Source organism: Rossellomorea sp. DA94 (genome assembly GCF_029834455.1).
GTDB classification, from domain to species: Bacteria; Bacillota; Bacilli; order Bacillales; family Bacillaceae_B; genus Rossellomorea; species Rossellomorea vietnamensis.
On the sequence record NZ_CP122397.1, the window covers coordinates 331,520 to 349,864 of the forward strand.

General features: G+C 46.8%; 14 protein-coding genes. 12 read left to right on the forward strand and 2 right to left on the reverse strand.

Annotated elements, in window-relative coordinates; translation table 11 throughout:
• Positions 1 to 76: 76 nt before the first annotated feature.
• Together purH and purD are read left to right on the forward strand one after the other, a co-directional pair.
• Complete coding sequence (gene purH, locus P8596_RS01825) at positions 77 to 1,612, forward strand: bifunctional phosphoribosylaminoimidazolecarboxamide formyltransferase/IMP cyclohydrolase (protein ID WP_279725633.1); 1,536 nt, start codon at positions 77 to 79, stop codon at positions 1,610 to 1,612.
• A gap of 242 nt (positions 1,613 to 1,854) precedes the next feature.
• Positions 1,855 to 3,126 (forward strand): phosphoribosylamine--glycine ligase, encoded by a 1,272-nt coding sequence (purD, locus tag P8596_RS01830; RefSeq protein WP_279725636.1) that lies wholly within the window; start codon positions 1,855 to 1,857, stop codon positions 3,124 to 3,126.
• Here the strand turns inward: purD and P8596_RS23830 are convergent.
• Together P8596_RS23830 and P8596_RS23835 are read right to left on the reverse strand one after the other, a co-directional pair.
• Entirely contained in the window at positions 3,104 to 3,193 is a 90-nt protein-coding gene (locus P8596_RS23830; protein ID WP_330994755.1) for an EYxxD motif small membrane protein, read from the reverse strand. The genes purD and P8596_RS23830 overlap by 23 nt on opposite strands.
• Positions 3,194 to 3,373: 180 nt before the next feature.
• On the reverse strand, positions 3,374 to 3,826 hold the full coding sequence (locus tag P8596_RS23835) for a YgaP family membrane protein (protein ID WP_082197432.1): 453 nt from the start codon (positions 3,824 to 3,826) through the stop codon (positions 3,374 to 3,376).
• A gap of 125 nt (positions 3,827 to 3,951) precedes the next feature.
• On the opposite strand from P8596_RS23835, the gene P8596_RS01840 reads away from it, so the two are divergent.
• The 10 genes from P8596_RS01840 (at position 3,952) to argC (ending at position 18,331) form a co-directional block, all read left to right on the forward strand.
• A complete protein-coding gene (locus P8596_RS01840) occupies positions 3,952 to 5,691 on the forward strand; it encodes an adenine deaminase C-terminal domain-containing protein (RefSeq protein ID WP_279725638.1) in 1,740 nt (579 codons plus the stop codon).
• 30 nt (positions 5,692 to 5,721) lie between these two features.
• Positions 5,722 to 6,759, forward strand: a complete 1,038-nt coding sequence (locus P8596_RS01845) for a DUF3048 domain-containing protein (protein ID WP_279725639.1) — start codon at positions 5,722 to 5,724, stop codon at positions 6,757 to 6,759.
• A gap of 21 nt (positions 6,760 to 6,780) precedes the next feature.
• The gene (locus P8596_RS01850) at positions 6,781 to 7,080 is read left to right on the forward strand and encodes a YerC/YecD family TrpR-related protein (protein ID WP_034760840.1); all 300 of its coding nucleotides are present in this window, start codon (positions 6,781 to 6,783) and stop codon (positions 7,078 to 7,080) included.
• A 239-nt stretch (positions 7,081 to 7,319) separates the two neighbouring features.
• Positions 7,320 to 8,006 carry a heptaprenylglyceryl phosphate synthase gene (pcrB, locus tag P8596_RS01855; RefSeq protein WP_279725641.1) on the forward strand — a complete coding sequence of 229 codons (687 nt, stop codon included), beginning with the start codon at positions 7,320 to 7,322 and terminating at the stop codon, positions 8,004 to 8,006.
• Between the two features lie 84 nt (positions 8,007 to 8,090).
• Complete coding sequence (pcrA, locus tag P8596_RS01860) at positions 8,091 to 10,316, forward strand: DNA helicase PcrA (protein ID WP_079530702.1); 2,226 nt, start codon at positions 8,091 to 8,093, stop codon at positions 10,314 to 10,316.
• Positions 10,317 to 10,376: 60 nt separating this feature from the next.
• Entirely contained in the window at positions 10,377 to 12,383 is a 2,007-nt protein-coding gene (ligA, locus tag P8596_RS01865) for an NAD-dependent DNA ligase LigA (RefSeq protein WP_279725643.1), read from the forward strand.
• Positions 12,384 to 12,398: 15 nt separating this feature from the next.
• The gene (locus P8596_RS01870) at positions 12,399 to 13,550 is read left to right on the forward strand and encodes a CamS family sex pheromone protein (protein WP_224521579.1); all 1,152 of its coding nucleotides are present in this window, start codon (positions 12,399 to 12,401) and stop codon (positions 13,548 to 13,550) included.
• A gap of 524 nt (positions 13,551 to 14,074) precedes the next feature.
• A complete protein-coding gene (aceB, locus tag P8596_RS01875; protein ID WP_279725645.1) occupies positions 14,075 to 15,664 on the forward strand; it encodes a malate synthase A in 1,590 nt (529 codons plus the stop codon).
• Positions 15,665 to 15,821: 157 nt separating this feature from the next.
• Positions 15,822 to 17,102, forward strand: coding sequence for an isocitrate lyase (gene aceA, locus P8596_RS01880; RefSeq protein WP_034760848.1), 1,281 nt, complete (start codon positions 15,822 to 15,824; stop codon positions 17,100 to 17,102).
• Between the two features lie 194 nt (positions 17,103 to 17,296).
• On the forward strand, positions 17,297 to 18,331 hold the full coding sequence (argC, locus tag P8596_RS01885) for an N-acetyl-gamma-glutamyl-phosphate reductase (protein ID WP_279725647.1): 1,035 nt from the start codon (positions 17,297 to 17,299) through the stop codon (positions 18,329 to 18,331).
• Positions 18,332 to 18,345 lie beyond the last annotated feature (14 nt).

Sequence of the window (18,345 nt, forward strand, 5' to 3'; positions counted from 1 at the left end):
GTGGTGAGGGACGGACCTTTGATTTCAATATAATGAAATAAAATCAGCAGTACATAAGGCAGAGGAGGATCAGACATTGAAAAAAAGAGCATTGATCAGTGTTTCAGATAAAAGCGGAGTCATCGAATTTGCGAAGGAATTAAAGACATTGGGGTATGAAATCATTTCGACTGGCGGAACGAAGAAGCTCCTTTTAGAAAATGACGTAGACGTCATGGGAGTCGAAGAAGTGACGGGGTTTCCAGAAATCCTTGAAGGTCGCGTAAAGACCCTTCACCCGAATATCCACGGAGGATTACTTGCAAAACGCGGTGAGGAAAGCCATCGAAAACAGCTTCAGGAACAAGGAATCGAAGGGATCGACCTTGTATGTGTCAACCTTTATCCGTTCCAACAGACCATCTCAAAGCCCAATGTCGGTGTAGAAGAAGCGATTGAGAACATCGATATCGGTGGCCCGACGATGCTGCGTGCGGCTGCTAAGAATCATCAATACGTCACGGTCGTCGTCGATGCGTTGGACTATGATGAGGTCATCGCTGAGTTAAAGCTTCAGGGTGAACTGTCTTTAGAGAAACGCCGTAAACTTGCGGCAAAGGTCTTCCGTCACACGGCAGCTTACGATGCATTCATCGCTGAATACATGACGGACATTTCAGGTGAAGAGCACCCCGAACGTTTTACGAGAACATACGAATTAAAGCAGACGCTCCGTTATGGGGAGAATCCACATCAGCAGGCTTCTTTCTACCGTGCGCCACTTGGCTCTGAATTCTCTGTGGCCATGGCTCGACAGCTTCATGGAAAAGAACTTTCCTATAATAATATCAATGATGCCAATGCGGCCCTTCAAATCGTAAAAGAATTCACGGAACCGGCAGCTGTTGCTGTGAAGCATATGAATCCGTGTGGTGTCGGCATCGGATCGACCATCGAGGAAGCCTTCTCGAAAGCGTATGAAGCGGATTCCACCTCCATTTTTGGCGGCATTGTCGCGTTGAACCGCGTCGTGGATGAAGAAACAGCGAAACAGCTTCATGAAATCTTCCTTGAGATCGTGATTGCTCCTGCGTTCAGTGACGAAGCATTTGAAATTCTTTCAGGTAAGAAGAACATCCGTTTATTGACGGTTCCTTTTGAAACCACAAACAAAATCGAGCGTAAGTTAACCACGGTGGAAGGCGGATTGCTCGTTCAAGCCGATGACACGTTCACCCTTGATGATGCAGACCTCAGAGTCGTGACAAAACGTGAACCGACGGAAGCGGAATGGGAAGCAATGAAGCTGGGCTGGAAAGTCGTGAAGCATGTGAAATCGAACGCAATTGTGGTAACGGATGCTCATATGACCGTTGGAGTCGGTGCGGGACAGATGAACCGCGTCGGTGCTGCAAACATTGCACTCGAGCAAGCCGGAGTGAAAGCCAAAGGAGCCGCCATGGCATCAGATGCCTTCTTCCCGATGGACGACACCGTAGAAGCCGCTGCCAAAGCAGGCATCACAGCCATCATCCAACCTGGAGGCTCCATCCGTGACGAAGACTCCATCAAAAAAGCAGACCAATACGGTATCACCATGGTCATGACAGGAATCCGCCACTTCAAACATTAATGGGAGGGACGGACCTCGAAATTTGACTGAATTACTAATGAGGTTTACTGTTCAACCCTAATAACAAGGGGTTATTCAAGAAAAACAGCTGGTTCATGGGGAGTGGGATGAGGGACGGACCTCACACCCCTCCTCTTCGGTGCCATCAGTGCACATCCAGCACATATTCATTCCATATACCAACCTCTCCTTATCTACAGCTCAACAGGAGGGGTTTTCTTAAAAAAGGGGGCTTTTTCAAGATGAAAGTATTAGTGATCGGACGTGGCGGCCGCGAGCATGCCATATGCAGGAAGTTTGCGGAAAGTACAAGTGTGACAGAAGTGTTCTGTGCACCCGGGAACGCAGGGATCGCAAGTGTCGCAACAAATCTCCCTTACACTGAATCCGACGTGTGTGAACTCATTGATTTTGCCAAGAAAGAGGACATAGCATATACGTTTGTTGGCCCTGAAAATCCGTTGCTTGAGGGAATCGTCAACCGCTTCCAGGAAGAAGGCCTGCACATATTCGGACCGACGAAAGAAGCGGCCATCATAGAAGGAAGCAAATCGTTCTCGAAAGAATTAATGAAAAAGTACAATATCCCAACGGCATCGTATGAAGTATTCACAAGCGTGGAGAAAGCGATCGAATATGTGAAGGAAGCCGGTGCCCCGATCGTAGTGAAGGCCGATGGACTTGCTGCAGGTAAGGGTGTGGTAGTTGCGGAAACAGAGGAAGAGGCCATCAGTGCACTGGAAGAAATGCTCCTGAACGAGAAATTCGGGGATGCCTCATCGAAAGTCGTTGTCGAAGAATGCTTATTTGGGGAAGAGTTTTCCCTCATGGCTTTCGTAAATGGTGAGTCGGTTTATCCAATGGTCATCGCACAGGATCATAAGCGTGCCTATGATGGGGATCAAGGTCCGAATACAGGAGGTATGGGTGCGTATTCCCCGGTGCCGCATATTTCGGAAGAGGTTGTGCAAGAAGCGATTTCCACGGTCCTCCACCCGACTGCTCAAGCGATGGTGAAAGAGGATCGTTCATTTACCGGAATTTTATATGCCGGGCTTATGTTGACAAGTGAGGGCCCGAAAGTGATTGAATTCAACGCACGATTTGGTGATCCTGAAACGCAGGTAGTACTGCCGCGTCTGACTTCTGATTTCGGTCTCGTAGTGAAGAACATCATTGAAGGAAAGCCTGTCGATTTGGAATGGTCAGATGACGCGGTCCTTGGCGTGGTGCTGGCAGCAGAAGGTTATCCAGGTGACTATGAAAAAGGAATCCCACTGCCTGATCTTGAAAAGTCGATGGATGATACACTCGTTTATCATGCAGGAACTGAATTAACAGAAGACGGTTCCCTTGTTTCAAATGGCGGAAGAGTGTTACTGGTCGCTTCCTCTGCTCCCACTGTAGAAAAAGCGCAAACCGCCGTTTATAAAGAATTAGCTAAAGCAGAGTGCAAAGGCTTGTTCTATAGAAGAGATATCGGCCGGAAAGCTATCGAACACGTCTCTTCCTAGATTTACGGACATACACGTAGGCAATGGCGACGATTCCGCCGATTAACGAAAACAGAACATACGACATATCGGTTAAATATTCCCAGAACAATACAAACAACTCCTTTAATGAAATATGGATGCAAAATTGCCGAGGGATGTCCTATAAAGAGGGACGGACCTCGGCAATCATGCCTTTTTGAAGGGAGCCAATCAACAGGATTCCCGCTGTTACGGCATTTCACAGGATATATGTCCTTTCAGACCCTTAAGAATGAAGGTCCGTCCCTTTAGAACCCGTCAATGCTTCCTGGACTTCCTGGTTGGTGAGTTCTTCGGGGTTGAAGTTGGATTCTTTTTTGGTGTTTTTCGTCGGGTCTTGTGTGTGTTCGTTTGTTGGTTGGTGCTGGTGCCCATTATCAGTGTGGTCCTTCTTGTCGGATTTCAGCATGTCTTTGAAGTTCATCATATCCTTTGCTTTAAATCCTCCAAAGCCGCCGTTCTTGCCTTCTCCATCTCCACCTTTTTCAAACAGGGCCGTGACAGGGCAATAACGCAGGATTCCTTCTCCGACTTTCATGGCGCCGATTACGGCCATGACAAGATAGGAGTCCCTCCATGGACGTCTTGCAAGCTTTGATGTACTCCACGCTAAAATGGTAAATCCAACCGTGATGCGGATCAGGGCATTGATGATCCCGATGTTTGATGATACTTTCATTTGTAAATTCCTCCTTAATCGAAAATTCACATAATTGTTGTAAACCTTTAATGCGTTAAATAGTAAAATATGTTAACATAAATTGAAACTTAAACTAATATCATTCCACTAGAGGAGTGTTCACTTTGGAACAGCGCTACAGATGGAAGAACAAACAACTGCGAGAACATGTACAAGTACTGAATGGAGAATTGTCTCCCAGTCTTCTTTTAAAGAATGCAACATACCTTCACTCGACATTAAAGAAATGGGTGCAGGGACATATTTGGATTTACAGGGACAGGATTGTCTATACTGGTGATCAACTCCCGGAAAACCTTGAGCAATGCGAAGTGATGGATTGCCAATCACAGTACCTCGTTCCAGGATATATCGAACCGCATGTACACCCGTTTCAGCTTTATAATCCCCAATCTTTTTCCAAGTATGCATCCCAAACCGGTACAACGACATTCGTCAATGATAACCTGATGATGTTTTTACAATTGGAAAAAAAGAAAGCGTTTACTTTATTGAGGGAGTTCAGCAAAATGCCGGTCACGATGTACTGGTGGACACGTTTTGACTCTCAAACCGAGATGGTCGATGAAGAGGTTACGTTTTCAAATGGGGAAGTGAAATCGTGGCTCGAACATGATTCGGTGCTTCAAGGCGGGGAATTGACCGCATGGCCGCGTCTCCTCGAAGGAGATGACCTGATCCTTCACTGGATGCAGGAAACCAAACGGATGGGGAAAATTGTGGAAGGTCATCTTCCGGGGGCTTCAGACAAGACGATTGCCAAGCTTCGTTTATTGGGCATTGACGGCGATCATGAAGCCATGACGGGTGAGGATGTATACAAGCGCCTGATTCAAGGGCTGACGGTTACACTGCGTCATTCATCGATCAGACCGGATTTACCGGCTCTGTTAGACGGGCTAAAAGAAAAAGGCATCGATTCATACGATTCCCTTCTTTTTACCACAGATGGATCGACACCGGGGTTTTATGAGCAAGGTATCCTGGATTTCATGATCAAAATGGCCATCGACAAGGGCATACCGCCCATCGAAGCCTATAATATGGCGAGTTACAACGTTGCCAATTATTACAATATCACCCACCTGCACGGGATGATTGCTACAGGCCGGGTCGCAAACATTAATTTTCTCCGGGCAAAGGATGATCCGACTCCGGTCTCCGTGCTTTCCAAGGGTGCCTGGGTCCGTAAAAACGGTGAACAGATGGAAGATCCCACCGAAATCAATTGGGGGGCAAACGGATTCACCCCATTATCACTTGATTGGGAAGTAGGGTATGACGATCTCCAATTCTCCATGCCGTTTGGGATCGAAATGGTGAACGATGTCATCACCAAGCCTTACTCCATTTCCATCAATCCATCAGAGGAATTGCTTGATCCCGATCATGACCAATCCTTCCTCATGTTGTTGGACCGGAATGGCAATTGGAGGATCAGCACCATGATCAAAGGATTCTCTAAAGGTGTGATGGGGTTTGCATCGTCTTACTCCAATACAGGGGACATTATCCTGATTGGAAAAAGTAAGCCTGATATGATTGCAGCTTTCAACAGGATGAAAGAAATCGGTGGCGGGATCGTTCTTGCAGAGAACGGTGAAATCCTGCACGAGATTCCACTGCCATTAAGCGGATTACTTTCAGAGAAGGAAATGCCCGAGCTGATTGAGGAAGAAAAGACACTTAAAGACTTATTAAAAGAGAGGGGCTACCGCTTCTCTGATCCGATTTATACATTGCTGTTCCTTCAGTCCACTCATCTGCCTTATATAAGGATGACACAAAAGGGAATCTATGATGTAATGAAGAAAACGGTACTCTTTCCAACAATAATGCGTTAAAATAGTAAAGTAAATAGGGGTGTCAAAAACATGCTGAAAAGAGCTTTGATCATTGCGTTAAGCTCGTTCGCACTTGTCGCATGTAGTTCAGATAAAGAGATAAAGAAAGAATCTGATAAAGAAGCCGCAACTCCAGTGGTGAAGGAAGAGACAGGCGTAGAAACAGAAGAAATGAATCAGTATCCTTTAACGGGGATGGCCGATAAGGAAGAATCAATGAACCGGGCGGTCGCCGTGATGGTGAATAACCATCCGAAGGCAAGGCCCCAATCCGGACTGTCGAAAGCGGATATTGTGTATGAAGTGTTGGCCGAGGGGGATATCACCCGTTTCCTAGCCATATTCCAAAGCAGGATGCCGAAAGAAATCGGCCCTGTCCGAAGCGCCAGAGATTACTATATAGAGCTTGCAAAAGGATATGACAGTCTGTATGTCGCTCACGGATACAGTCCTGAGGCGAAAGAAATGCTGACCAACGGTTTTATCGAGGACCTTAACGGCATCCAATATGACGGGACGTTATTCAAACGGGCAAGCTTCCGGAAAGCCCCTCATAATTCTTATATCACATATGAACATATCAAAGAGGGAGCGGAAAAGAACGGCTTTGACATGGAGCGACCGCCTGATTCACTGAATTTCAGTGATAAAGGGAAGAGTAATGGGGAAGCTGCAAATTCCGTGATGATTTCATACAATCATAATCCCCTGTTTAATGCTGTGTATGATTTTAATGAAAAAGAAGGCCGATACGAACGCTTTTCAAATGGGGAGCAAACCATCGACTATGACTCAAAAGATCCCGTCCTGATCGAAAATCTTTTCATCGTAGAAGCTCCACATAAGATAGTCGACGACAAAGGAAGACGGGATATTGACCTCAAATCGGGTGGAGATGCTTACTTGATACAGGAAGGGAAGCTCCGGAAGTTACAATGGAAGAATGTGAATGGCCGGATACTTCCTTATGAAAAGAATAAACCTGTGAGCCTGCGGAAGGGCTCGACGTGGATCAACGTCATCCCAAGCTCTCCGGGGCTCGCGGATTCGGTATCCTATCAAGAATAGAAGGAAAAAGGAGTCTTTTTAATGCAAATAAATAAACTTAGAGGCAAGGAGCTGGATCAGTTATTCAACGCTGTTCTTTCCCTGCAAGACCTTGAAGAATGTTATCGTTTCTTTGATGACCTTTGCACGATCAACGAAATTCAATCACTTGCCCAGCGCCTTGAAGTCGCACGTATGCTTCAGGACGGGAAGACATATCATAAGATCGAAACTGAAACAGGTGCAAGTACGGCAACGATTTCCCGTGTGAAACGCTGCTTGAACTACGGAAATGATGCATATCAATTGGTACTGGATCGTGTACACCAGGAAGAAAAATAAGAGAAGGACCGCTGTCTATGACAAGCGGTCTTTGTTTTTGAATGAGCGTCATCTAGCTCCGGCGGCTAGAGGCTCGAGGTCATAAGCTAAACCTGCCAAAAAGGCAAAGAACGCCTTTCCGGCAGGTTCATCTTATGCTTGTCGCCTCTGGGCGAGCCGCCTCCGCTTTTGAGGTGATGCGACAGTTTCTCACAAATGATATAATACGTTAGATGGATGTATGAATGGAGGAACAGAGCATGTATGATGTCCAAAAGTGGAGCCATGTGTTTAAACTAGATCCGAATAAACGAATAGATGATGAAGATTTAGAAGCAGTATGTGAATCGGGAACAGACGCGATCATCGTGGGGGGAACGGACGGTGTAACCCTTGAAAAGGTTCTTGATTTGATGGCACGAGTGAGACGATATACGGTTCCTTGTATTCTGGAGGTATCAAATTTGGAGTCGATTACTCCCGGCTTCGATTTGTATTTCATTCCGATGGTGATGAACAGTCAGAACATGAGCTGGGTGACAGGACTGCATCATCAGGCTGTGAAGGAATATGGAGAAATCATGAATTGGGACGAAATCCTTGTAGAAGGATATTGTATATTGAACCGTGACTGCAAGGCGGCGAAGGTAACGGAAGCGAACACAGACATTTCAAGTGAAGACGCTGCAGCTTATGCCATGATGGCAGAAAGAATGTTCAACCTGCCGATCTTTTATCTGGAGTACAGTGGTACATATGGAGATGTTGAAACGGTAAAAGAGGTAAAGGATTCATTGGAAAACACGACATTATTCTACGGCGGGGGAATTGAAACCTGGGAGCAGGCGAGGGAAATGGCTGCTGTCTCAGATGTTGTCGTCGTTGGAAATGCTGTTTATGACAATCTGAAAGAAGCTTTAAAGACGGTAAAAGCAGTGAAAGGATAAGGATCGAACTGGTGGTCCTTCCCTGATTGATATATAATAGAAATAAAAATACAGAACGTATGTTCGTTATGGTGGTGTGAGACTATGCAATTTTTGACTGATCGACTGTTGAATGGAATGAATCCCGAGCAGGCAGAAGCTGTGAAGGCAACGGAAGGGCCGTTACTGATCATGGCAGGGGCAGGCTCCGGGAAGACAAGGGTATTGACGCATCGGATTGCGTATCTGATGGTGGAAAAAGGCGTTAATCCTTACAATATTTTAGCGATTACCTTTACGAATAAAGCGGCAAGAGAGATGAGGGATCGTATTGAAAACATCCTGGGCGGGGCCTCTGAGAATATCTGGATCTCAACTTTTCACAGTATGTGTGTACGAATCCTGCGACGCGATATTGACCGCATCGGGATGAACCGTAATTTCACGATCCTTGACTCTACCGATCAGCAGTCGGTGATCAAAGCGATTTTAAAAGAAAAAAATATCGATCCCAAGAAATTTGATCCCCGTTCCCTTCTCGGGTCCATTAGCTCTGCAAAAAATGAGCTGACCACTCCTGAAGAGTTATCGAAGCAAATAGGCGGTTATTATGATCAGGTGGTCTCTGATGTGTATACAGAGTATCAGAAGCGTTTACGTAAGAATCAGGCCCTGGATTTTGATGATTTGATCATGACGACGATCCAATTATTCCAGCGTGTGCCGGAAGTACTGGAATACTATCAGCGTAAATTCCAGTACATCCACGTGGATGAGTATCAGGATACGAACAGGGCGCAGTATATGCTTGTGAAGCTGCTTGCCTCCCGTTTTCAAAATCTGTGTGTCGTCGGGGATTCGGATCAGTCGATCTATCGCTGGCGCGGCGCGGACATTGCCAATATCCTTTCATTTGAAAAGGATTATCCGAGGGCGACCGTCATTTTCCTGGAACAGAATTATCGTTCAACGAAACGGATCCTCCAGGCGGCGAACGAAGTCATCCAGAAGAATTCAAATCGAAAACCGAAGAACCTCTGGACTGAAAATCATGACGGTGAGAAGATTTCCTATTTCAGGGCGGATACGGAGCAGACCGAAGCTCAATTCGTCACAGGTAAAATTAAGGAACTGATGGAAACCGGTAAGAAGAAGTACTCTGATTTTGCCATCCTGTACCGTACCAATGCACAGTCCCGTGTCATGGAGGAAGTGCTTTTAAAATCAAATATCGAATACTCCATCGTGGGCGGCATCAAGTTCTACGATCGGAAAGAGATCAAGGATATCTTAGCGTATCTAAGGCTCATTTCGAATCCGGATGATGATATCAGCCTTCAGCGTGTCATCAATGTTCCGAAAAGAGGAGTAGGGGCCACTTCGATCGATAAAATTGCCCGCTACGCCCAGGATCATGACATTTCCATGTTCAGGGCACTCGCAGAAGCCGACTTCATCGGGCTCAGTCCCAAGATCACCAAAGCTGTGATTGAATTCATGGAAATGGTGAAAGGCTACACAAGTATGCAGGAGTATCTGTCTGTCACGGAACTGGTAGAAGAGATCCTTGAGAAATCAGGCTACACCGATATGCTGAAAGCGGAAAAGTCCATAGAGTCTCAATCAAGACTCGAGAACTTGGACGAGTTCCTGTCTGTCACGAAAAGCTTTGAACAATCCAACGACGATAAGAGCCTCGTGGCATTTTTAACGGACCTTGCATTGGTCGCCGACATCGATAAACTTGATGAAGACGACCAGCCGAAGGATTCTGTTATCCTGATGACACTGCACGCAGCCAAAGGCTTGGAGTTCCCTGTCGTATTCCTCATGGGAATGGAGGAAGGGGTCTTCCCTCACAGCCGTTCCCTTATGGAAGAGGATGAAATGGAAGAAGAACGCCGTTTGGCATACGTGGGGATCACCCGTGCGGAAGAGCAGCTCTTCCTGACCAATGCCCAGATGAGGACGCTCTTCGGACAGACGAAGATGAACCCGGTTTCCCGTTTCATCAATGAAATTCCTGCAGACCTGCTGGATGATGTGATGGCAGAGAAGAAGAGTGCCTTTACTCCGTTCGGGAAATCAGCGGCTAAATCACCTTCACGCCCTGCTCCCAGAAAGCCTGTTGCACGTCCGGTCCAAACCACAACGGGTGGAGAATCCGTTGCGTGGCAGGTCGGCGATAAGGCCCAACATAAGAAGTGGGGGACAGGAACGGTTGTCAGCGTGAAGGGATCAGGAGACAGTGTCGAGCTCGATATCGCTTTCCCGAGTCCAATGGGAATCAAGCGTCTCCTGGCCAAATTTGCTCCAATTGAAAAAGCATAACAGGTCGGAAGGGATCCCCTTCCGGCTATAACCGAATATAAGCAAGAAAGGGTTGTGGAAATGAATCGACAATCAGCCGAAAAGCGTATCAATGAACTCCACGAACGATTGAACCAATATAATTACGAATATCATGTCCTCGACAAGCCCTCTGTCCCGGATTCAGAGTATGATCAACTCCTCAGAGAACTCATTGAACTCGAGGACCAGTTTCCGGAATTAAAATCAGCGGATTCACCTTCCCAGCGTGTGGGTGGAACCATTCTTGATTCGTTCGAAAAAGTCGAACACAGAACGCCGATGCTGAGCCTTGGGAATGCCTTTAATGAAGAAGATCTTCGTGACTTTGACCGCCGTGTCCGTCAAGCGGTCGGCGAGGACTTCTCCTACGTTTGCGAGTTGAAGATCGATGGTTTGGCCGTTTCTCTCAGATATGAAGACGGGGCGTTCGTCCAAGGGGCTACACGGGGTGACGGGTCCATAGGTGAGGACATCACATCGAATCTGAAGACCATCCGTTCCATCCCGTTAAAGATTTCAGAAAAAATGTCCTTCGAAGTTCGGGGAGAGGCATTCATGCCGAAAGGATCCTTCGAAGCACTGAATAAGATCAAAGAAGAAAAAGGGGAAGAACCCTTTGCCAATCCGCGTAACGCAGCGGCAGGTTCACTCCGCCAGCTGGATCCGAAAATCGCGGCCTCCCGGAATCTCGACATTTTCCTGTATGCCCTGGCTGATATCGGGGATACAGGAATCGACTCCCATAGCGAGGGATTGGACACGCTTGATAAACTCGGGTTTAAAACAAACCCGGAACGCAAGCGTTGTGCGACCATTGAAGAAGTCCTCGAATTTGTCGGGAAGTGGACAGATGAACGTCCGAATCTATCCTATGACATTGACGGGATCGTCATTAAGGTCGACTCCCTTGATCAGCAGCAGGAACTCGGAACGACTGCTAAAAGCCCGAGGTGGGCCATCGCGTTCAAGTTCCCTGCCGAAGAAGTCGTCACGGTCCTGAAGGAAATTGAATTAAGTGTAGGGCGCACAGGTGTCGTCACACCGACTGCGATCCTGGAGCCGGTCCGTGTAGCTGGAACGACCGTCCAACGTGCCTCCCTTCATAATGAAGATTTGATCAGGGAGAAAGATATCAAGATCGGTGACCACGTCGTCATTAAAAAAGCGGGGGACATCATCCCTGAAGTGGTGAACGTACTGGAAGACAAGAGAACCGGTGACGAACAGGAATTCCTGATGCCGACTCATTGTCCTGAGTGTGAAAGTGAACTTGTGAGACTTGAAGGGGAAGTTGCCCTCCGCTGCATTAATCCGAAATGTCCCGCTCAAATCCGGGAAGGGCTCATTCACTTTGTATCCCGCAACGCCATGAACATCGACGGCCTGGGTGAAAAGGTGATCAGTCAGCTGTTCAGGGAAAAATTGATTGAAGACGTAGCCGATTTATACAGACTTGAGCGCGATCAGCTTCTTCAGCTGGAACGGATGGGCGAGAAATCCGTTGATAATTTGTTGGAAGCCATTCAAACGTCGAAAGGGAATTCTCTGGAGAAACTGTTATTCGGTCTTGGCATCCGTCACGTAGGAGCCAAAGCCGCGAAGACGTTGGCACAGGAATTCGGCTCAATGGACAGGCTGATGGACGCCCGGAAAGAAGAACTGACGAATGTGAATGAGATCGGGGATAAAATGGCCGACGCCATTGTCGCTTACTTTGAAAACGATGAAGTGAAAGAACTCATGCAGGAGCTGAAAGAGGCAGGTGTGAACCTTGAATACAAAGGACCGAAGCCTGTATCAGCCAGTGACGTCGACTCGTATTTTGCAGGCAAGACCATAGTCCTCACAGGGAAAATCGAACGATTGAGCCGAAATGAAGCAAAAGAAAAAATCGAGATGCTCGGCGGAAAAGTGACCGGCAGTGTCAGTAAGAAAACCGATCTTGTCATTGCAGGGGAAGAAGCGGGATCGAAGCTTACGAAAGCGAATGACTTAAATATAGAAGTCTGGGATGAGGATAAGCTGATGGAAGAACTTAACCGATAAGAGGTGTAACGAGGAATGAAAAAAGGGATTTCGGTCGCTCTCGCCGCATTAGTGTTACTGGGAGGCTGTGCACCGACATTTGAGAAACAGGATCAGGTCGTCCAGGAAAATCAGGATAGCGAAGCCAAGAAAGCCATCATACCAAGCTTTCAAATTTCGAAAGAATACTACAAGACGATGCTTCCGTATGAAACGAGTAATACCCGGGGAGTCGTCGTGAATGACCTGGGTTCAAGATATGATATTAATGAAATCGAGACGGGCTTATTAAGGGTTGCCCAAAATCGGTTTTCGACGGATGAATATTTCTTTAAAGAAGGTCAATTCCTTACCAAGAAGACGGTTGATAGCTGGCTGCAACGAAAGTACACCAGTGAACAGCTGAAGGAAAAAGGGTTGAAGGAGTCTGAAAATGTCGGACTTAATCCCGTGCAGTCAAAAGGGGAAAATGCCCCCATCTATTTGGCCCACGTCGTCGAACATAATTACTTGATGAAAAAAGAAGATAATAAGGTGCGTCTTGGTGGAGTGGCCATCGCCCTGTCCCTGAATTCTGTTCAATATGAGACCAATATGTCAAATGGTACAAGAACTGTAAAGAACCTTTCCAATGAGGTTTTGAAAGAGCAGGGAGCGAAAATCGCGGGTGAAGTCCTCAACCGACTTCGCCAGAAGAAAGAACTCCAGAACGTGCCGATTATGATTTCACTTTATAAGCAGGCTCCGAAAGATCAGGTCGTACCCGGTCACTTCTTCGCCTACACAACCGTGGAACCGGACCAAACCGGCATTCAGGACTGGAAAGGGATCAATGAAGACTATTATTTATTCCCTTCCCCGGAAGCCCAGGAGAACCATCCGAACGATTACAAAGTCTTTAATGAACTGAAAACAGACATCGAAAAGTATTTTCCTGTATACACAGGACTGACAGGACAAGCGCTCTATCAAGATCAGAAGCTGTCCAAAATGGAATTCGAGGTGGCCCTGTCCTTCCAGGGGAAAGCGGAAACCATCGGATTCGCCCAGCATCTGACCAATATGATCGGCAAACAGACCCCGGACAGCTGGGATGTAGAACTCCTCGTCTCCTCTTCCTATGGACCGGAAGCGCTGATCATCAAGAAGCCCGGCAGTAAAGAAACCTATTTACACATATATGAATAAATAGAGAGAGAACTAATCCAGAAAAGGGTTAGTTCTTTTTTTTTGAGGGACGGACCTTCCGTATTTCCAAAAAAATGAAACGATCAGGTCGATTTATACGTAAAAGATTAGTGAATCGATCGAGTGGTGCAGAAAGTAAGACTTTTATATACAAAATTAAAGAATAAGGAGGTAGCTGAGATGATGAGTTTTATCGCTCTTATAGTGGCTGGAACGTCCCTGACATTTGCAACGCTTGTTTATGAACAGAATAAAAAAATGGAGAAGAGAATGAAAGACTTGGAGAACAAACTATAAATATCGAAATGGTTATGGTTACTGAAGGTCCGTCCCTCACCGCTTTTATGCGATGAGGGACGGACCTCTTTTTGTGTTAGTAACACCCCTTGCGAAAAATGTCGAATGAAAATTCTGAAAAAAGTGTTCCAAATCCAATCTATCTGTTATACAATACAAACATGTTAATTAATCTGTATTATAACAATAACGTTTTGTTTAATACGCTTAAGGAGTGAATACGTTCTATGTCGACTCAAATGGTTGGTATCAAGGTAACCGGGGAACTTAAACCGGGCTTTGATGAGATGTTATCCTCTGAGGCACTGCAGTTTTTGGAACAGCTGGAGCGCAGGTTCGGGGAGAAACGCAGGGAGCTGTTACACAACAGAGAGAAGAAGCAGGAGCGGATCAATGGAGGAGAGCTTCCTCACTTTTTGACGGAAACCGAATCGATCCGCCAAAGTGAGTGGAAGGTTGCTCCGATTCCGACAGCACTCCAGGATCGAAGGGTGGAGATCACAGGCCCTGTCGATCGGAAAATGGTCATCAATGCTCTGAATTCAGGAGCGAAATGTTTCATGGCGTGTTTTGAAGATGCCACTTCACCTACATGGAACAACCTCATAGAAGGACAAATCAACCTCCGAGACGCTGTACACCACACGATAGACTTCGAGACAAACGGGAAGCGTTATGAATTGAACGAAGAGCACGCGGTTCTGATCGTAAGACCCAGAGGACTTCACCTGGAGGAGAAACACATCGAACTGGATGGAGAGTCTCTATCAGGAAGCCTTGTCGACTTTGGGTTATTCTTCTTCCATAATGCGACTCACCTAACTTCACTGAATAAAGGCCCTTATTTTTACTTACCTAAATTAGAAAGCCATGAAGAAGCACGATTCTGGAATGAAGTATTTGTATTTGCCCAGGATTATGTTGGAATTCCCCAAGGGACGATCAAAGCGACGGTGCTGATCGAAACGATCACAGCGGCATTTGAAATGGATGAAATCCTTTATGAGTTAAAAGAACACTCAGCAGGGTTGAATTGTGGAAGATGGGATTATATCTTCAGCTATATCAAAAAGCTTCGGGAACAGGAAAATGTGATTCTTCCCGATCGTTCATCGGTCACGATGACGGCGCCATTCATGAGAGCATATTCCCTGCTTACGATTAAGACCTGTCACAGAAGGGGAGCTCCTGCAATAGGCGGTATGGCGGCGCAGATTCCTGTCAAGAACGACCCTGTCAAGAACGAAGAAGCGTTCAATAAAGTGAAAACGGATAAAGAACGGGAAGCAAGGGATGGTCATGATGGAACGTGGGTCGCGCACCCTGGTCTGGTCCCGGTTGCCATGGACGTATTCAATCGGGAAATGAAAAAAGAGAACCAGATTGAAGAGAAAACATTGATGGAGCTGGAAGTATCTGAACAGGAACTTCTCGAAGTTCCTCAAGGAGCGATAACCGAAGAAGGTGTCCGCCTGAACATTAATGTAGGCATTCAATACATTTCATCCTGGCTGAGCGGCCAAGGAGCGGCACCGATCCATCATCTGATGGAAGATGTGGCCACGGCAGAAATCTCGCGTGCCCAGCTATGGCAATGGATCCGTCATCCGAAAGGGATCCTCGAGGATGGCCGGCATATCACCATGGAGCTCTACGAACAGCTCAAGCAGGAAGAGCTGACAAAACTCAAAAGCCAAATGGGAGAAGAACGATACAAGGAACGCCGATTCACTGAAGCCGTCGACCTGTTCGATCAGCTCATCAAGAACGACCAGTTCACAGACTTCCTCACCATTCCCGGCTACCGGATCCTTTAACGGGGGGCGGACCCGGTCAACTGTTAATAGAACACGCATAATCACTTTGTTCAATTACCGCTTCACCTGGATGAGGGACGGACCTCAACCGATGACGCAAGACCATACATCAAACATACACCGGTATGTATAAAAACAAAAAAGGGAGAGATTTAACATGGTAAAAGCAAATAACGAACGTGTAACGGCACTTCAGGAAAACTGGGAAATGGATAAACGATGGAAAGGGATCACCCGTCCTTACTCAGCGGAAGATGTTATTCGACTAAGGGGATCGATTGATATCGAACATACAATTGCCCGCAGGGGTTCTGAGAAACTATGGAATTTGCTTCATGAGGAGGATTATATCAATGCCCTGGGTGCCCTGACAGGAAACCAGGCGGTCCAACAGGTAAGAGCCGGACTGAAAGCCATTTATCTAAGCGGGTGGCAGGTTGCAGCGGATGCTAACCTTTCAGGTCATATGTATCCAGATCAAAGTCTGTACCCTGCTAACTCCGTACCATCCGTCGTAAAGAGGATCAACCAGGCCCTTCAGCGCGCAGATCAGGTTCATTATGTAGAAGGGGATGAATCGATTGATTGGTTCGTACCGATCGTTGCCGATGCAGAAGCGGGATTCGGCGGACAGTTGAATGTGTTTGAATTAATGAAAGGCATGATTGAAGCAGGGGCGTCAGCGGTCCATTTTGAAGACCAGCTTTCTTCGGAGAAAAAGTGCGGTCATCTCGGAGGTAAGGTGCTCCTTCCTACTCAAACTTCTGTAAAGAACCTCATTTCCGCCCGTCTTGCAGCGGACGTAATGGGTGTGCCGACCTTGATCGTTGCCCGTACGGATGCCAATGCCGCGGATTTGATCACGAGTGATGTCGATCCGTATGATGCCCAGTTCATTACCGGTGACCGAACTCCTGAAGGGTTCTTCCGCACAAATGCAGGTCTTGATCAAGCCATCGCAAGAGGTCTTGCATATGCCCCGTATGCAGATCTTGTGTGGTGTGAAACGTCAGAGCCAAGCCTTGAGGAAGCACGCCGGTTTGCAGAGGCAATTCATGCTGAACATCCAGGAAAGTTACTGGCTTACAACTGTTCCCCGTCCTTTAACTGGAAAAAGAAATTGGACGATGAAACGATTGCCAAATTCCAGGTGGAGCTCGGAAAAATGGGCTATAAATTCCAGTTCGTCACACTTGCAGGCTTCCACGCACTGAACCACAGTATGTTCGAGCTTGCGAGAGGGTACAAAGATCGAGGTATGGCTGCTTATTCACAGCTTCAGGAAGCAGAGTTTGCCAGCGAAAAGCACGGATATTCTGCTACAAGGCATCAGCGTGAAGTCGGAACCGGATATTTCGACGAAGTCTCCATGGTGATTTCAGGTGGCACATCCTCCACAACAGCTCTGAAAGGTTCAACGGAGGCAGCACAATTCTAAATGGTTTTTAATATACAGATGTAGGTCCGTCCCTCAATAGCGAGGGACGGACCTTTATCTGTTTCTAGTACTATCGGAGTGAATTTGTGAATAAAGTAACTTTATAGAAAAATTTATAAATATACTATTGATTTTATTAATATACACTCATATAATTAGACCTAATTTAAATTTATTGTTTGGGGTGAGAGGTATTGGATGTTGGTATTGTTGGTAGTACTGGGTATGGTGGTGTGGAGTTGTACCGTCTGTTGTCAAACCATCCGATTGTGAATAATTGTATTTTATATTCATCTTCTTTGGAGGGTAGTTCATATGCGGAACAGTATCCACATTTATCCGGTCTTTCCCAAGAAAGTGTGAAGCCGATCATGATCGAAGAGATGCAGCAGCTTGATTTCGTATTCCTGGCGGTTCCTTCCGGCGTTTCAAAGGAGCTCTCTCAGAAGCTCATGGGCAAAAAGGCGAAAGTGATCGACCTTTCAGGCGACCTGCGCTTAAAGGATCCGGGTGAATATGAAGAGTGGTATAAAGGAGAATCCGCTCCGCAGGATATCCTCGGGAAAGCGGTCTATGGACTGACTGAAATCAATCGACACGCCATCCGGGAAGCGGATCTGATTGCCAACCCGGGCTGCTTCCCGACGGCGACCCTGCTGGGGCTGGCTCCGCTCTATCAACAGGATCTTATAGACCCTCATTCCTTGATCATTGATGCCAAAACAGGTTTATCCGGAGCGGGGAGGAAGGCGAGTCAATCCAGTCATTTTTCCGAGACACAGGAAAATCTACGAATCTATAAGGTCCATCAGCACCAGCACACTCCTGAAATTGAACAGCAGTTGAAGGAATGGAGTAGTGAAGCGGGACCGATCACATTCACCACCCACCTCATTCCCATGACGAGGGGAATCATGGTGACGATGTATGCCGACTTGAAGGACACCTGCACCACTGAGGAGTTACATACCCGCTATGAAAGCTTTTATGAAAAGCAACCATTCGTCAGGATTCGTCCGGTCGGGCAGTTCCCGAGCACCAAAGAAGTATTCGGCACCAATTTCTGTGACCTATCCATCAAAGCAGATCCACGGACGAACCGGGTCACGATCGTATCAGTCATCGATAATTTGGTAAAGGGAGCGGCGGGTCAGGCGGTGCAAAATATGAACGTGATGCTTGGGTTGGACGAAACGACAGGTCTTCATCACTATCCAATTTATCCATAAAAGGGGGAGAATCA

Excerpts from the sequence above, each read along its gene's own strand:
- purD (WP_279725636.1), top strand. The coding sequence starts at position 1,855 with ATGAAAGTATTAGTGATCGGACGTGGCGGCCGCGAGCATGCCATATGC.
- P8596_RS23830 (WP_330994755.1), bottom strand. The coding sequence starts at position 3,193 with ATGTCGTATGTTCTGTTTTCGTTAATCGGCGGAATCGTCGCCATTGCC.
- P8596_RS23835 (WP_082197432.1), bottom strand. The coding sequence starts at position 3,826 with ATGAAAGTATCATCAAACATCGGGATCATCAATGCCCTGATCCGCATC.
- P8596_RS01845 (WP_279725639.1), top strand. The coding sequence starts at position 5,722 with ATGCTGAAAAGAGCTTTGATCATTGCGTTAAGCTCGTTCGCACTTGTC.
- P8596_RS01850 (WP_034760840.1), top strand. The coding sequence starts at position 6,781 with ATGCAAATAAATAAACTTAGAGGCAAGGAGCTGGATCAGTTATTCAAC.
- pcrB (WP_279725641.1), top strand. The coding sequence starts at position 7,320 with ATGTATGATGTCCAAAAGTGGAGCCATGTGTTTAAACTAGATCCGAAT.
- pcrA (WP_079530702.1), top strand. The coding sequence starts at position 8,091 with ATGCAATTTTTGACTGATCGACTGTTGAATGGAATGAATCCCGAGCAG.
- ligA (WP_279725643.1), top strand. The coding sequence starts at position 10,377 with ATGAATCGACAATCAGCCGAAAAGCGTATCAATGAACTCCACGAACGA.
- P8596_RS01870 (WP_224521579.1), top strand. The coding sequence starts at position 12,399 with ATGAAAAAAGGGATTTCGGTCGCTCTCGCCGCATTAGTGTTACTGGGA.
- aceB (WP_279725645.1), top strand. The coding sequence starts at position 14,075 with ATGTCGACTCAAATGGTTGGTATCAAGGTAACCGGGGAACTTAAACCG.
- aceA (WP_034760848.1), top strand. The coding sequence starts at position 15,822 with ATGGTAAAAGCAAATAACGAACGTGTAACGGCACTTCAGGAAAACTGG.